Origin of the sequence: Streptomyces sp. NPDC059668, assembly GCF_042734135.1 — a bacterium.
Classification (GTDB): Bacteria; Actinomycetota; Actinomycetes; order Streptomycetales; family Streptomycetaceae; genus Streptomyces.
In genome coordinates, this window is sequence record NZ_JBHWEL010000039.1 from 1 (window position 1) to 15,207 (window position 15,207).

Genomic DNA, 15,207 nt, shown 5'->3' on the forward strand with positions numbered 1-15,207 from the left:
CCCCTGGACCCCCGCTTCGCCCGAAGGGCTCGTCCTCAAACGCCGGACGGGCTGACATGCCTGGCCCGGGCGTCAGCCTTTCAGCGCGGCCTCGCACCTCGGCCTTACGCCTCCAGCGCAGGCCCGCATCTCCAGCCCGTCCGGCGCTTGAGGACAAGGCCCTTAAGGCCGATACGGGGGTCTGGGGGCGGAGCCCCCAGGGACGGGCCGGGACGGGACAGCGACCCCCTCCCACCCGAACCCCCAGGAACCGCCCCCACGGCACAACCAGGCCGGCAGGCCACGTCACGACCCAATCACGATCTTCCACTTGACACCGCAGGCGCTCTTGCCGCCCTTAAGGCCCCGGGCGTAGACCAGACCGCACGGGACAGCGCCGGACGTTCGACGAGGAACGAAGAACGGGGCAGAAATGCGCACATCGCTTCGTACAGACAGGTCGCACACGCACTCGACGCACAGGGCCGCACAGGCCGCCGCAGCCGCCGTCATCGCCGGCGCACTCGCCCTCACCGCATGCGGCGGCAGCGACGACAAGAAGAGTGACGACGGCAAGAGCGGCGCCGCCACCGGCGACACGGCCGGCAGCGGCGGGAGTGTCAGTCTGCCCAAGCTCGACGGCGCGAGCCTGGAGGTCGCCGCCGTGTGGACGGGCCCCGAACAGGCCAACTTCAAGAAGGTGCTGGCGGAGTTCGAGAAGCGCACCGGCGCGAAGGTCACCTTCGTCCCGGCGCAGGACCCGATCATCAACTTCCTCGGTTCGAAGATCGCGGGCGGCGCGCCGCCGGACGTCGCGCTGCTCCCCCAGGTCGGCGCCATCAAGCAGGCCGTCGAGAAGAAGTGGGCCAAGCCGGTCGGTCCCGAGGCCCAGGCCCAGCTCGCCAAGAACTACTCGCAGGGCTGGCAGGACCTCGGCAAGGTCGACGGCAAGCAGTACGGCGTGTACTACAAGGCGGCCAACAAGTCGCTGGTCTGGTACAACACGAAGGTCTTCGAGAACGCGGGGGCGAAGGAGCCCACCACCTGGAAGGACTTCCTCGCCACCGCCCAGACCGTCTACGACTCCGGGGTCACCCCCGTCTCCGTGGGCGGCGCGGACGGCTGGACCCTCACCGACTGGTTCGAGAACATCTATCTCTCCCAGGCCGGCCCGGAGAAGTACGACCAGCTCGCCCAGCACAAGATCAAGTGGACGGACCCGTCCGTGAAGGACGCGCTGACCACGCTCGCCCAGCTGTGGGGCAACAAGAACTACCTCGCGGGCGGCCCGGACGGCGCGTTGCAGACGGAGTTCCCGGCCTCGGTGACCCAGACGTTCACCGGCGGCGACCAACCCAAGGCGGCCATGGTCTTCGAGGGCGACTTCGTGGGCGTCAACATCGCGGAGACGAAGGCGAAGATCGGCACGGACGCGAAGGTGTTCCCGTTCCCGGCGGTGGGCGACAAGGCGCCCGTCGTCAGCGGCGGCGACGCGGCCGTCCTGCTGAAGGACTCCAAGGCGGGGCAGGCCCTGCTGACCTTCCTCGCATCGCCCGACGCGGCGACCATCCAGGCCAAGCTCGGCGGTTACCTCTCGCCCAACAAGAGCGTGGCGAACTCCGCGTATCCGAACGCCGTGCAGCAGTCGATGGCGAAGGCCCTGATCGCCGCCGGCGACGACTTCCGCTTCGACATGTCCGACCAGGCCCCGCAGTCCTTCGGCGGTACGCCCGGCAAGGGCGAGTGGAAGGAGCTCCAGGACTTCCTGAAGAACCCCAAGAACGTGGCGGGGACGCAGGCGAAACTGGAGGCCGACGCGGCCGCGGCGTACAAGGGCTGATCCCGAGATGACGTCGGCAACGGCGGGAGGGGTCGGCCCGACCCCTCCCGCGGCGACACGGCGCAAGAGCGTGACCGGTACCCGCAGGGCCGTGGCAGTGCTGTTCCTGCTGCCCTCCCTCGTGCTGCTCGGCGCGCTCGTGGTCTACCCGATCGGGTACTCGCTGGTCCGCAGTTTCCTCAATCAGTCCGGTGACGGTTTCGCCGGATTCGACAACTACAAGGCGCTGTTCACGGACGACGGCATCCGCACGGCGCTCAAGAACAACGTCATCTGGGTCGTGTTCGCGCCCACGATCGCGACCGCGCTCGGTCTCGTCTTCGCGGTGCTCACCGAACGGGTGCGCTGGGGCACGGCGTTCAAGCTGGTCGTCTTCATGCCGATGGCGATCTCGATGCTCGCCGCGGGGATCATCTTCCGGCTGGTGTACGACCAGGACCCGGACAAGGGGGTGGCGAACGCGGTCTGGGTCGGGGTGCACGACACCTTCGCGGAGTCGTCCGCGTTCCCGAAGGCCCACCCGGGACGGCAGTCACCGCTCCGGCCGGACAAGGGCGGCTTCGTCACCGGCCAGGCTGTGCGGGCGGGGCAGTCCGTCGCCCTGCCGCTCGTCGGTGTCGCCCCCGACCAGATGCCCGGCAACGCGAAGAAGGCCGTACAGGCAGCCGTCGAGCCGGGCAAGGTCACCGGCACGGCCTGGCAGGACTTCACCCGCGGCAAGGGCGTCGGCAGGCTCGGGCAGGCCGACCCGAGCGAGCTGGGCTACGCAGGCATGAGGGTCGAGGCCGTCAAGGACGGCAAGGTGGTCGCCTCCACGAAGGTGCGCGACAACGGCACGTTCACGCTGCCGGCCCAGGCCGACGGGGCCCTGCTCCGGCTCCCCGCGAGCAACTTCAAGGAGCCGTACAACGGCCTCGACTGGCTCGGCCCGTCCCTCGTCACCCCGGCGATCATCGGCTCGTACATCTGGATGTGGGCCGGTTTCGCGATGGTGCTGATCGCGGCGGGACTCGCGGGCCTGCCGCGGGAACTGCTGGAGGCCGCCCGGGTCGACGGCGCGAACGAGTGGCAGGTCTTCAGAAGGGTCACGGTGCCGCTGCTCGCCCCGGTGCTCGCGGTCGTCGCCGTCACCCTGATGATCAACGTCCTGAAGGTCTTCGACCTGGTCTTCATCATCGCGCCGGGCTCGTCCCAGGACGACGCCAACGTGCTGGCCCTCGAGCTGTACCGCAAGGGCTTCTCCGAGGACCAGCCGGGCATAGCGAGCGCCATCGCGGTGTTCCTGCTGCTGCTCGTGATCCCGGTGATGCTGTTCAACATCCGACGGCTCCGGCGGGAGGTACGGCGATGACCACACACGCCGGCACGGTCACCAAGACCACGCCCGTCACCGCCCGGGAGAAGGCCAGGACCTCGCTCGGCTCCCGTCTCGCGAGCGGCGTCAGCGGCGGGATCGTACGCGTCTTCCTGCTGCTCGTCGGCCTGTTCTGGCTGGTGCCGACCATCGGGCTGCTGCTGTCCTCGCTGCGCAGGCCGGAGGACATGAGCGCGTCCGGCTGGTGGAAGGTGTTCAGTGAGCCCTCGCAGCTCACCGTGGACAGCTACCAGAAGCTCCTGGAGAACAGCGACATCACCAACTCGTTGCTGAACACGGTGCTGATCACGGTTCCGGCGACCCTTCTGGTCGTGGTGATCGGCTCGCTCGCGGGCTACGCGTTCGCCTGGATGGAGTTCCCCGGCCGCGACTGGTGGTTCCTCGGCACCGTCGGCCTGCTGGTCGTCCCCGTGCAGGTGGCGCTGATCCCGATCGCCGAACTCTTCGGGAAGATCGGCATCTTCGGAACGATCTTCGGTGTGATCCTCTTCCACGTGGGCTTCGGCCTGCCCTTCGCGGTGTTCCTGCTGCGGAACTTCTTCGCGGAGATCCCGCGAGAACTGCTGGAGGCGGCCCGGCTGGACGGCGCGGGCGAACTGCGCCTGTTCGTACGGGTCGTGATGCCGCTGGGCGGTCCCGCGATCGCCTCGCTGGGCATCTTCCAGTTCCTGTGGGTGTGGAACGACATGCTGGTCGCCCTGGTCTTCTCCGACTCGGGCAGCCAGCCGATCACGGTCGCCCTGCAGACCCAGGTACGCCAGTTCGGCAACAACATCGACGTACTGGCGCCGGGCGCCTTCATCTCGATGGTGATCCCGCTGGCCGTGTTCTTCGCGTTCCAGCGGCAGTTCGTGTCCGGCGTGATGGCGGGCGCGGTCAAGTAGCGGTACGGCAGGGCGGATCGAGGGGCGGGCCGGACACCGGTTCGCCCCTCGGCGTTCACCCGGGGTCCCCCATATGCCACATCTGGCGTAACCAAGTCACCCCTTCGGCCGTTGCCGGGCAGTATGCCCGCGCCGACCCATGGATGTCCGTTGCCCAGGTTCAGTGTCATCGTCCCCGCGTACAAGGTTCAGGCGTACCTGCACGAATGCCTCGAATCCGTGCTGGAGCAGTCCTGTCCCGACCTCGAACTGATCGCCGTCGACGACTGCTCGCCCGACGCCTGCGGCGCGATCATCGACGAGTTCGCCGAGCGTGACACCCGCGTCCGCCCCGTGCACCTGCCGCGGAACGTGGGCCTGGGGCACGCCCGCAACGCGGGACTCGAACAGGCCACCGGCGACTACCTGGTCTTCCTCGACGGCGACGACACCCTCACGCCGGACGCGCTGCACGCCATCGCCGACCGGCTGAAGGAGACCGGCGAACCGGACGTCCTGGTCTACGACTACGCGCGCACCTACTGGTCGGGCGAGGCGGTCCGCAACCAGTTCGCGGCGCACCTCACCGAGGAGGGCCCGGCGCCCTTCCGGCTCGACGACCGGCCGGGGCTGCTCAAGGTCCTCATGGTGGTGTGGAACAAGGCGTACCGGCGGGAGTTCGTCGAGCGCGCGGGCTTCACCTTCCCGCCCGGGTACTACGAGGACACGCCGTGGACGTATCCGGTGCTGACCTCCGCCGGGACGATCGCCACCCTCGACCGGGTCTGTGTGCACTACCGCCAGCGCCGCCAGGGCAACATCCTCGGCACCAGCAGCCGCAAGCACTTCGACATCTTCGCCCAGTACGACCGGGTGTTCGCGCACCTCGACGCGCACCCGGAACTGGAGCACTGGCGCCCGGTCCTGTTCCGCCGCATGGTCGACCACCTCTCGACGGTGTTCACCAAGCGGGACCGGCTGCCGCGCGGCACCCGCGCCGAGTTCCTGCGCGCGGCCCGCGCCCACTACCGCCGCCACCGCGCGCCGGGCGCCCCGGTCCGCCTGCGCACCCGCGTCCGGCACGCCCTGGTACGGCTCGGCAACCACCGCACGTACCGGCTGCTGTCGCTGGCCTCGCGCGTCCACAAGAAGACGCTGCGCCGCGCCAAGGAACTGCTCCGCGGGGCCCGCGGCGCGGCGCTCCAGTTCCACTACCGAGTGCAGCTCCGGCTCCCGCTGCGCGCCGACCGCGCCGTCTTCTCCAGCTACTGGGGGCGCGGTCACGGCTGCAACCCCGGCGCCCTGGAGTCCGCGTTCCGCGACCTCGCGCCGCACATCCGCACCGCGTGGATCGCGCACCCCGAGCACCACCACACGATCCCGCCCTCGACGCGCCGGCTGCGGCCCGGTTCGGCCGGGTACTGGACGGCGCTGGCCCGCTCCAAGTACCTGGTCAACAACGTCAACTTCGACCGCAGGCTGGTCAAGCGGCGCGGCCAGATCATGATCCAGACCCAGCACGGCACCCCGCTCAAGCGGATGGGCCTCGATCTTCAGGACCGTCCGGCCGCCGCCCGCGGCACTGACTTCGCCGAGCTGCTGCGCAGCGCCGACAAGTGGGACTACTGCCTGTCCGGCAACCGCCACTCCACCCTGGTCTGGGAGCGGGTCTTCCCGGCCGCCTTCACCACGCTGGAGTACGGCCTGCCGCGCAACGACGTGTTCCAGCGGGCGACTTCGGCGGACGTGGCGCGGCTGCGCGAGTCCCTGGGCGTCCCCGCGGGCGCGGTCGCGGTCCTCTACGCGCCGACGTACCGCGACTACCGGCGCGCCCAGCGCCTCACCCTCGACCTGGAGCGTGTCCTGCGCCGGCTCGGCCCGCGCTTCGTCGTGCTGGCCCGCGCCCACCACGCGTTCACGGGTCCCCTCACCACCGTGACCGGGGGCCGGCTCATCGACGTCTCCGACCACCCGAGCGTCGAGTCCCTCTGTCTCGCCTCGGACGCGCTGGTCACCGACTACTCGTCCTTGATGTTCGACTACGCGGCCCTCGACCGGCCGATCGTGATCCACGCGGAGGACTGGGAGGCGTACGAGGCCTCCCGCGGCACCTACTTCGACGTGCGCACCCTCCCGCCGGGCGAGGTCGTGCGGACCGAGGACGAACTGGTCGACGTCTTCGCGGGCGGACACTGGAGCGGCTCCCGGTCGGCACACCTGCGGGCCGCGTTCCGCGAGCGTTTCTGCCCGTACGAGGACGGGTTCGCCGCCGAGCGGGTGGTGCGCCACGTCGTGCTGGGCGAGAGCGGCGGCCTGCCGCGGCCCGTCCCGCTCGCCGAGCGTCACCCGGTCCCGTCGGCCGTTCAGGACCACCCGGTGCCGCCTCTCACCGCGGTGCCCGCGCCGGGTTCCCCCGTCCCCGCCACCGAGACCCTCTGAACCGGAGCAGGCATGCCCTCCAGCCCCTCCCGGCCCACGCCGTCCCGGCCCGCCACCTGGCGTCCGGCCGGCCGGCCGGGTCGATGACACCCCTGCCCCGGCACACCCGAGACCTCAGCGCCCTGTGAGAGAAAGAGCAGAATGCCCCGCTTCAGCATCATCGTCCCCACCCACGGAGTCGCCGGACGGCTGGCCCTCGCACTGGACTCGGTCCTCGGCCAGTCCTTCGGCGACTTCGAGCTGATCACGGTCTGCGACGGGCCGGACTCCCCGGCGGGCGAGGTGGCCGCCGGGTACGCCGCGCGGGACTCCCGGGTCGTCCCGGTGCACTCCCCGCCGTCGGACGGGCTGAGCGCGGCGCGCAACACCGGGATCGGGGCGGCGGCCGGCACGTATCTGCTCTTCCTGGACGGTGACGACGTCCTGGTGCCGGGCGCGCTGGGGGTCCTGGACGACGGGCTGCGCGAGGAGCCCGACGTCCTGTACTTCGCGCACGAGCGGGTCCACTGGTGGGACGTCGAGACCAGCACGCCCCCTCTCCCGACGACACCCGAGGGGGTCTTCGCGCCCGGCCGGGCTCCGCGGCTGACCGGTGTGCTGCTGCCGGCCTGGAGCGCGGCCTACCGGCGGGGCTTCCTGCGCGAGCGTCGGCTCTCCTTTCCCCAGGGCCACTTCACGGACCTGGGCTGGGGCGGTCTGGTGAACGTCGCGGCCGAGCGGGTGGCGGTGCTGCGCTCGGTCCTCGTACGCCATCTGCTGCGCCGGCAGGGCAGCCGGCTGAACGAACCGGGCGAGCACCAGTTCCACCTGCTCGACCAGGTCGACCTCGTGCTCGGGCGGGCCGCCGCACAGGGGCTGTCCGAGGAGCGGTCTAGGGCGCTGTTCGGCGACCTCTTCACGGCGGTGCTGAAGTCGGCGGCCCATCCCCGACGGCTTCCCCTGAGCCGGCGCCGGGCCTTCTTCCGCCGCGCGGGCAGGCTCTACCGTCTGCACCGCCCGGCCGGTTTCCGGCCCCCGGCGGGCCGGATCGGGGTGCAGCACCGGCTGCTGGCGGCCGGTGCGTACAGCGCGTTCCGTGCGCTGCGCGGTGTCAACCGGCGGCTTCCGAAGGTCTGGGGGAAGGTGCCGCGTCCCCGGCTGCTGCGCACCCGTACGCGGTACGCGGCGCAGCTGCGCCGCCCGCTGGACGAGAACCTCGCGGTGTACTGCGCCTACTGGGGGCGCGGCTACGCCTGCAACCCGGCCGCGATCCACGCCAAGGCCCGTGAACTCGCCCCGCACATCAGGGGGGTGTTCCTGGTCGAGGCGGACGCGGTGGACGGGCTGCCCGCGGGCGTGGAGCACGCGGTGATCGGCAGCGCCCGCTCCTGGGAGGTGCTGGCCCGCGCCAAGTACCTGGTCAACAACGCCAATTTCGCGGACGGTGTCGTCAAGCGCCCCGGCAGTGTGCACCTGCAGACCCAGCACGGCACCCCGCTGAAGAAGATGGGCGTCGACCAGTCGACGTACCCGGTGGTGGCCGCGGCGACCGGCAGCTTCGCCAAGCTGCTGACGCGGGTGGACCGCTGGGACTACAACCTCTCCTCCAACCGGCACTCCACCGAGATGTGGGAGCGGGCGTTCCCGGGCACGTACGAGGCCCTGGAGTACGGCTATCCGCGCAACGACGTCTACTGCACGGCGACCGCCGAGGACGTGGCCCGGGTGCGCCGGGAGCTGGGCGTGCCCGAGGGCAGGACCGCTCTCCTGTACGCGCCGACGCACCGGGACTACAGCACGGGTTTCGAGTCCCGGCTGGATCTGGAGGCGTTCTGCGAGGAGATCGGCGACTCCTTCGTCGTGCTGCTGCGCGCCCACTACTTCTACGACGGGGGTGGTCGTGCGGGCAGCGGCCGGATCATCGACGTGACCGGGCACCGCTCCTCGGAGGACGTCTGCCTGGCCGCCGACGCGCTGATCACGGACTACTCGTCGATCATGTTCGACTACGCCAACCTCGACCGTCCGATCGTCGTGTACGCGGACGACTGGGAGGTGTACCAGGAGACGCGGGGCGTCTACTTCGACCTGCTCCAGGCGCCGCCGGGGCCGGTGGCCCGTACCCCCGGGGAGCTCGCGCGGGTGTTCCGCGACGGCTCCTACGCGGACGGTTCCTCGCGGGCCCTGCGGGCCGGGTTCCGGGAGCGGTTCTGTGCGTTCGACGACGGGCAGGCCGCCGAACGGGTCGTCCGCAGAGTGCTGCTGGGCCAGCCGCCCGAGGCGATCCCCCCGGTGATCCCGCTCGCCGAGCGCCTTCCGGCCCCCGCCGCGTCCACCCTCGTAAGGAGCTGACGTGCCCCGCTTCAGCATCATCGTCCCCGTCTTCAAGGTGCAGGGCTTTCTGCGCGAGTGCCTCGACTCGGTCCTGGAGCAGTCGTACGCCGATCTCGAGGTGATCGCCGTCGACGACTGCTCGCCGGACGGCTGCGGCGCGATCCTCGACGAGTACGCGGCCCGCGACCCGCGCGTGCGGGTGCTGCACCTGCCGCGGAACGTGGGGCTCGGCCGTGCCCGGAACGCCGGAATGCCGTACGCGAGCGGGGAGTTCCTCTTCTTCCTGGACAGCGACGACACGCTCACGCCGGGCGCGCTGCGTGCCGTCGCCGACCGTCTGGACGAGACCGCCGGCCCGGACGGCACCCCCGGTCCCGATGTGCTCGTGTTCGACTACGCGCGCACCTACTGGTGGGGCGGGACCCGCCGCAACGCCCTCGCGCATCTGCTGTCCGAGGCGGGCGACGGCACCTTCCGCGCCGCCGAGCACCCGGAGATCCTCGAACTGCTGATGGTGGTGTGGAACAAGGTCTACCGCCGCGAGTTCGTCGAGCGGGAGGGCTTCACCTTCCCGCCCGGTTACTACGAGGACACGCCCTGGACCTTCCCGGTCATGCTCAGCGCCGAGCGGATCGCCACGCTCGACCGGATCTGTCTGAACTACCGGCAACGGCGTCAGGGCAACATCCTGTCCACCACCAGCCGCAAGCACTTCGACATCCACGACCAGTACGAGCGGGTCTTCGCGTTCGTGGACTCCCGCCCGGAGCTGGCGCGCTGGCGCCCGTATCTGCACCGCAAGATGGGCGAGCACTGTCTCGACATCCTCGCCAAGCCGGACCGGCTGCCGCCCTCCGACAAGGCGGAGTTCTTCTCGCGCACGGCCGCGCTCTTCCGCAGGCACGGCAGCGGTCCCGTCCCGCCCGAACTGCGCGTCCTGACGGGTGGTTACGCCCGCTACCGGGCCCGGCGGGAGGCTGCCCGGGCCGGCGGGGTGCTGGTGCGGCGCGGGCAGCAGGCGCGTTCGGCCGCGGTCACCCGGGTCAAGCGCGGCTGGTCCGCGGCGTACGGACTCCGGCCGCTGGACCCCGGCCTCGCGGTGTACTCGGCGTTCTCGCACCGCGGGGTGCTCGGCGACCCGGGTGCCGTCTACCGCGCGGCCCGTGAACTCGCCCCGCACATCAGGGGGGTGTGGGTGGTGCGCGCGGACCAGGCGGCGCTGCTGCCGCCCGGTGTCGAGCACGTCACCCCGGACTCGCTCGCCTTCCGCCGGGTGACCGCGCGGGCGACGTACTTCGTCAACAACGTCAACTGGCCGGGCTCCCTGGTCAAGCGCGAGGGCAGCGTCCACATCCAGACCCACCAGGGCACGCCGCTGAAGTACATGGGCGCGGACCTGCTGGGCAAGCCCGGTGCCCGGTACGGCTTCGACGTGCCGCAGATGCTGCGCCGCGCGGACCGCTGGGACTACAGCCTGGTCGCCAACCGCCACTCCGAGCTGGTCTGGGACCGCGCCTACCCCTGTCACTTCACCTCGCTGCGCACCGGGAGCCCCCGCAACGACGCCCTCGTACGGGCGCGGCCCGAGGACGGGCTGCCGGTCCGGGCGCGTCTCGGCATCCCGGCCGGCCACCGGGTGGTGCTGTACGCGCCGACGCGCCGCGACTACGTCAGGGGCGGCCACCTCGACCGTGTCGATCTCGCCCGGTTCGCCGACGACCTCGGCGAGGGCCACACCCTCGTCGTACGTCTGCACCCCTCGCTGGCGGACGGTCCGGCGCGCGGGGCGGGGCTGTCCGAGCTGCACCGGCGCGGGGTCGTGGTCGACGCGACGGACGAGCCGCACGTCGAGGAGCTGATGCTCGCCTCCGACGTACTGGTCACGGACTACTCGGCCCTTCTGTTCGACTACGCCAACCTGGACCGGCCGATCGTGGTGCACGCCGACGACTGGGGCGCGTACGCGGCGAGCCGGGGCGCGTACTTCGACATCACGGCCGACGCGCCGGGCCATGTGGCCCGCTCGTACCGGGAGCTCACGCAGCTGTTCGAGTCCGGGGCGTGGCAGGACGCGGAGTCGACGCGGCTGCGCGCCGGTTTCCGGGCGCGGTTCTGCGCGTTCGACGACGGCCGGGCCGCCGAGCGGGTGGTGCGGACGCTGATGCTCGGTGAGCACGTCGAGGGTGCGGTGCCCGTCGTCCAGGTGCCCGCGCAGGCGGGGCACGACGTCCTCACCTCGTCGTGAGCGTCCCGGTGGACGTCCTTCCGGGGACCCGGCCCGCGCGGTTCTGGGTGATCGTCCTGGCCGCCGTCTTCGCCGTCCTTCAGCTCGCGAACGTCACCGGCCGGGACACCCCCGACAGCAAGAACTACCTCTCGTACGCGCTGAGTCTGGGCGGCGCGGGCAAGCACGAGGCGGCCTCGCTCACCATCGACTACGTCTGTGCCGGCAGGGCCTCCCTCGCACGCCGTGACCAGAGCGTCGACGTGCTGCGCTTCCACGCGCCGAGCCCCACCCGGCGGGTCCTCGAGGAGTGCCGGCGCGAGCAGTGGGAGGCGGTGTCGAAGCGGCTGCGGGCCGGGCAGACCTCGGGGCACACCGTGCCGTTCATGTCGGCGCGCTTCATGCGGATCTTCGAGGCGCGGCCCGGGTATCCGGCGCTGCTGGCCCCGTTCGTCACCGTCCTCGGGGTGAAGTGGGGCGTGTGGGTGTCGAGCGTCCTCGTCACCGTCGCCGGCGGCGTGCTCGCCTTCCTCGTGCTGCGCACCCTGCGCGCCCCCGTCGTCGCGGCCCTGACCGGGCAGGCGCTCTTCTACGTCCTGCCGTGCGGTACGACCGCCATGCGCCCGATGACCGAGGGCCTGCTGCTGGACCTGACGCTGGCCGCGCTGTGGGGCTGCGCGCTGGCGCTGGAGGGCCGTGCGCGCGCCGGGAGCCTGCTGGTCGGGGGCTCGCTGGCGGCGCTCTTCACGGTGAAGCACTCACAGGCCTTGTTCCTCGGGCTGTGCCTGGCGGGCGCGTGCGCGGTGACCGGCGTGCGGCGCGGGGGGCTGCGCCGGCCGTGGCACGGGCTCACGCCACCGCTCAGGGCGATCGGCTCGACGGCGGCCGGGGCGGTCGTGGTCACGGTCCTCGCGGCGCGGGCGCTGCGCTACCCGTCCGAGTCGGAGAGCCTCCAGGATCTGCTCACGGGACACTTCGCCGTACCCGACCGCATCCGCCCGTGGCCGGAGTTCCTGCATCTCGAAGCCGACTTCTGGGTGGAGTGGCTGCGCCGCGAGCTGTGGGAGCCGTTCGTCCTCGCGGCCCTGGCGGCCGGGGCCTGGGGGGTGGGGCGGCAGCGTCCGGCCTTCGCCGTCCTGCTGCTCGCGGGCGCGCTCACCGGCGTCCTCAACCAGGCCGGGCATCCCGACATCACCATCTACGGGGACCGGCTGATCGTACTGGTGTGGGTGCTGCCGGTGGTGGGGATCCCGCTGCTGCTGGAACGGTCCGTACGGCCGCGGCCGCGGGGCCTGGACACGGTGCCGGGACCCCTGCGCGCGGACACCGAGGTCACCCGGTGAGGGTGCGGGGCGGACACCCGGGCGGGTCGGGTCACCGCGGGGCGGTGACGGCCGGGCACGCCCGCCGCCCCGTGCCCCTCGCGGAGACGGGGCACGGGGCGGCGTGGCACGGCGCGGTACTACTCGACGACGAGCTCGACCGGGATGTTGCCGCGGGTGGCGTTGGAGTAGGGGCAGACCTGGTGGGCCTGCTCGACCAGCTTGCGGCCGGTGGCCTGGTCCACGGAGTCGGGGAGCTCGACGCGCAGCGTGACGGCGAGGCCGAAGCCCTCGCCCTGCTTGCCGATGCCGACCTCGCCGGTCACCGAGGCCTCGCTGACGTCGACCTTCGCCGCGCGGCCGACAAGGCCGAGGGCGCTGGCGAAACAGGCGGCGTAACCGGCGGCGAACAGCTGCTCGGGGTTGGTGCCCTGCCCGTTGCCGCCCATCTCCACCGGCACGGCCAGCTGAAGGTCGAGCTTGCCGTCGGAGCTGACGGCACGACCGTCACGGCCGTGGGTGGCGGTGGCGACAGCGGTGTAGAGCGCGTCCATGGAGACCATCCCTCTCAGGTGAATGTCCTGTCGGAGCGGCCCGTCCGGCCGCTTCGCTGGGTCAATTAGAGCACGCAATTCAATTGCACACAACTTAATGATGGGCGAGAGCTATCCTGTGGGTATGACCGCCACGCCGACCCCGCGCCCCGAGGCCCCGTCCGACGGGGACTACCTCCGTCTCGACCAGCAGATCTGCTTCTCCCTGAACGCGGCGTCGCGCGCCTTCGGCGGCGTCTACCGGGTGATCCTCAAGGACCTCGGGCTGACCTACCCGCAGTACCTCGTGATGCTGGTGCTGTGGGAGCACGGCGAGCTGCCCGTGAAGAAGGTCGGCGAACACCTGCGGCTCGACTCCGGGACCCTGTCGCCGCTCCTCAAGCGGCTGGAGGCGGCCGGCCTGGTACGGCGTGAGCGCAGCGCCCTCGACGAGCGCTCCGTGCACGTCCATCCCACCGAAGAGGGCACCGCCCTGCGCGAGCGTGCCCTGCAGGTACCGCGCCGGATCGCCGCCGCGACGGGCTTCGAGCTCGGCGAGATCGTCGAACTGCAGTCCCGTCTGGACCGGCTGACGGCCGCGCTGGACGACGCGGCCCGGGAAGAGGCGCCGGACCGCGCTCCGGGCCGGTAGGCCTACACCGGACCGGTAGGCCTACACCGGGCCGAGGGGGGCGCCCGGGTCGTCCGCCGCCGGATTGCGTACATACAGACGCAGGGTGATCCCCCGGCGCGCGAGTTGCTCGCGCAGGGTGAAGTCCTCACCGATCACGGTGACTTTGACCCGCTCGGTCGGGGTGTGCGGGCACCAGCCCGACCGCGCCGCGAACGGCGCGGCGACCACCCACACATGGTCGAGTCCGGCGAGCCGGCGGCGCAGTTCGGCGGGGCCCTCCTCCTCGCCGTACAGCGTCCCGGAGGCCGTCGCGGAAGCCCGGAGCGCGATGTCACGGGCCCCGCGGAAGCCCGCCGGATAGGCCAGCGCGGACCGCCGGGCGAGCGAGGGCAGGAACAACACCGGGTCGCCGGGACGCAGTTCGCGCCCGACGGCGTCGGAGACGGCGGCGAGGTTGTCGGGGCGCCGGTCGGGGGCGCGGTCCTGGCACAGCAGGGGGAACTGGGCGGAGAGCGCGAGCGCGACCGCGAGGACCCCGGCGAGGGCGGCCACCGGCAGCCGCATCCTCGTCCGCGCCGTCCACGGCGACCTCGCTCCCGTCCACCGCGCCCACGGCCGCGCCACCGCCCGCGCCAGCCGGTCCGTCCCGGCGGCGGCCAGCAGCGGCGCCCCCGCCAGGGCGTAGAAGACGTACCGCTCGTCGTACAGCGGCCAGAAGCGGGAGACCGTGATCAGCACGGCCGGCGGAAGCACCATCAGCGGCGCGGCGACCGCCGCGAGGGTCACCTCCCCGCGCGGCACCGGCATCAGCACCCCCAGGGCGACGAGGAACAGGTAGGGCACGAAGACCGGCTGGGTCGGCCCGGCGAACGCCCGCAGCAGCCGGTCCACGCTCTCCCAGTCCGGCGCCGTCAGCCACGCGACCTGCCCGGACTGCCCGTGCGAGACCAGGACCAGCGGCGACAGCGCCAGCACCGCCCCGGCGGCCGCGCGCCCCCACCTGCGCCAGACCCGGCGCGGCAGCCGGGCCGCGGCCAGGGTCGTGGCGTGCGCGAGCAGCAGGAGCACCGCGAACTCGTGCAGCAGACAGGTCAACGCGACCGTCGCGCCGTACGCCCACCAGACCCTCGTCCCCGCCGACCGCACCCCCTTGACCAGGAGCAGCGTCGCCGCCGCCGCGCCCGCCGCGACCAGCGCGTACGACCGGCCCTCCTGGGCGAAGTGCCCGGCCATGGGGGTGACGGCGTACAGCAGTCCCGCCCACAGGCCGACCCGCGGGCGGCACAGCCGGACGCCGAGGGCGGCGACGAGGCCCGCGGCGGCCGCGGCGCCGCAGACCGAGGGGAGCCGGAGCGCGACCTCGCCGGGGTCGGAGGCGAGGACGGCGTGCATGAAGAGGTAGTAGAGGCCGTGCACCGCGTCCACGTGGTGCAGCAGATGCCAGATCTGCGGGACCGAGCGCCGCGCGACCTGGAAGGTGGCGGCCTCGTCGCGCCACATGCCGCCGCGGTCGAGCCCCCAGAGCCCGAGCGCGAGCATGACGAGCACGGGCAGCAGGACCGCCACGACCTCCGCGACGACCACCGGACGGCCGGCTCCGGACCGCTTCATCAACACCCTCACCATGAGACCGATTTAGTACTATTAGCTAACCTTTAAAGGGTCTTGGCGGCGTATCGCCGCCC

At 71.9% G+C, this 15,207-nt stretch carries 10 protein-coding genes; 8 read left to right on the forward strand and 2 right to left on the reverse strand.

Features of this window, described 5'->3' with window-relative positions:
* Positions 1–412 precede the first annotated feature (412 nt).
* From ACFV2J_RS25315 to ACFV2J_RS25345, 7 genes are all read left to right on the forward strand, one after another.
* The gene (locus tag ACFV2J_RS25315; protein WP_385089506.1) at positions 413–1,819 is read left to right on the forward strand and encodes an ABC transporter substrate-binding protein; all 1,407 of its coding nucleotides are present in this window, start codon (positions 413–415) and stop codon (positions 1,817–1,819) included.
* A 7-nt stretch (positions 1,820–1,826) separates the two neighbouring features.
* Positions 1,827–3,170: a carbohydrate ABC transporter permease gene (locus tag ACFV2J_RS25320; protein ID WP_385440724.1), complete on the forward strand. Its 1,344-nt coding sequence runs from the start codon at positions 1,827–1,829 to the stop codon at positions 3,168–3,170.
* Positions 3,167–4,078: a carbohydrate ABC transporter permease gene (locus ACFV2J_RS25325; RefSeq protein ID WP_385089512.1), complete on the forward strand. Its 912-nt coding sequence runs from the start codon at positions 3,167–3,169 to the stop codon at positions 4,076–4,078. The genes ACFV2J_RS25320 and ACFV2J_RS25325 overlap by 4 nt, the downstream gene beginning before the upstream one ends.
* Before the next feature lie 150 nt (positions 4,079–4,228).
* Positions 4,229–6,496 (forward strand): CDP-glycerol glycerophosphotransferase family protein, encoded by a 2,268-nt coding sequence (locus tag ACFV2J_RS25330; RefSeq protein ID WP_385089515.1) that lies wholly within the window; start codon positions 4,229–4,231, stop codon positions 6,494–6,496.
* 141 nt (positions 6,497–6,637) lie between these two features.
* Entirely contained in the window at positions 6,638–8,827 is a 2,190-nt protein-coding gene (locus tag ACFV2J_RS25335) for a CDP-glycerol glycerophosphotransferase family protein (RefSeq protein ID WP_385089517.1), read from the forward strand.
* Between the two features lies 1 nt (position 8,828).
* The gene (locus tag ACFV2J_RS25340) at positions 8,829–11,054 is read left to right on the forward strand and encodes a CDP-glycerol glycerophosphotransferase family protein (RefSeq protein ID WP_385089520.1); all 2,226 of its coding nucleotides are present in this window, start codon (positions 8,829–8,831) and stop codon (positions 11,052–11,054) included.
* Positions 11,051–12,376, forward strand: coding sequence for a hypothetical protein (locus tag ACFV2J_RS25345; protein WP_385440730.1), 1,326 nt, complete (start codon positions 11,051–11,053; stop codon positions 12,374–12,376). The genes ACFV2J_RS25340 and ACFV2J_RS25345 overlap by 4 nt, the downstream gene beginning before the upstream one ends.
* Before the next feature lie 119 nt (positions 12,377–12,495).
* On the opposite strand, the gene ACFV2J_RS25350 is transcribed toward ACFV2J_RS25345, so the two are convergent.
* On the reverse strand, positions 12,496–12,909 hold the full coding sequence (locus ACFV2J_RS25350; protein ID WP_385081695.1) for an organic hydroperoxide resistance protein: 414 nt from the start codon (positions 12,907–12,909) through the stop codon (positions 12,496–12,498).
* Positions 12,910–13,033: 124 nt separating this feature from the next.
* Here ACFV2J_RS25350 and ACFV2J_RS25355 point away from each other — a divergent pair, with 124 nt between their 5' ends.
* Positions 13,034–13,540 carry a MarR family winged helix-turn-helix transcriptional regulator gene (locus ACFV2J_RS25355; protein WP_385081694.1) on the forward strand — a complete coding sequence of 169 codons (507 nt, stop codon included), beginning with the start codon at positions 13,034–13,036 and terminating at the stop codon, positions 13,538–13,540.
* Positions 13,541–13,561: 21 nt separating this feature from the next.
* Here the strand turns inward: ACFV2J_RS25355 and ACFV2J_RS25360 are convergent, their stop codons facing one another.
* Positions 13,562–15,133, reverse strand: a complete 1,572-nt coding sequence (locus tag ACFV2J_RS25360) for a glycosyltransferase family 39 protein (RefSeq protein WP_385081693.1) — start codon at positions 15,131–15,133, stop codon at positions 13,562–13,564.
* Positions 15,134–15,207 lie beyond the last annotated feature (74 nt).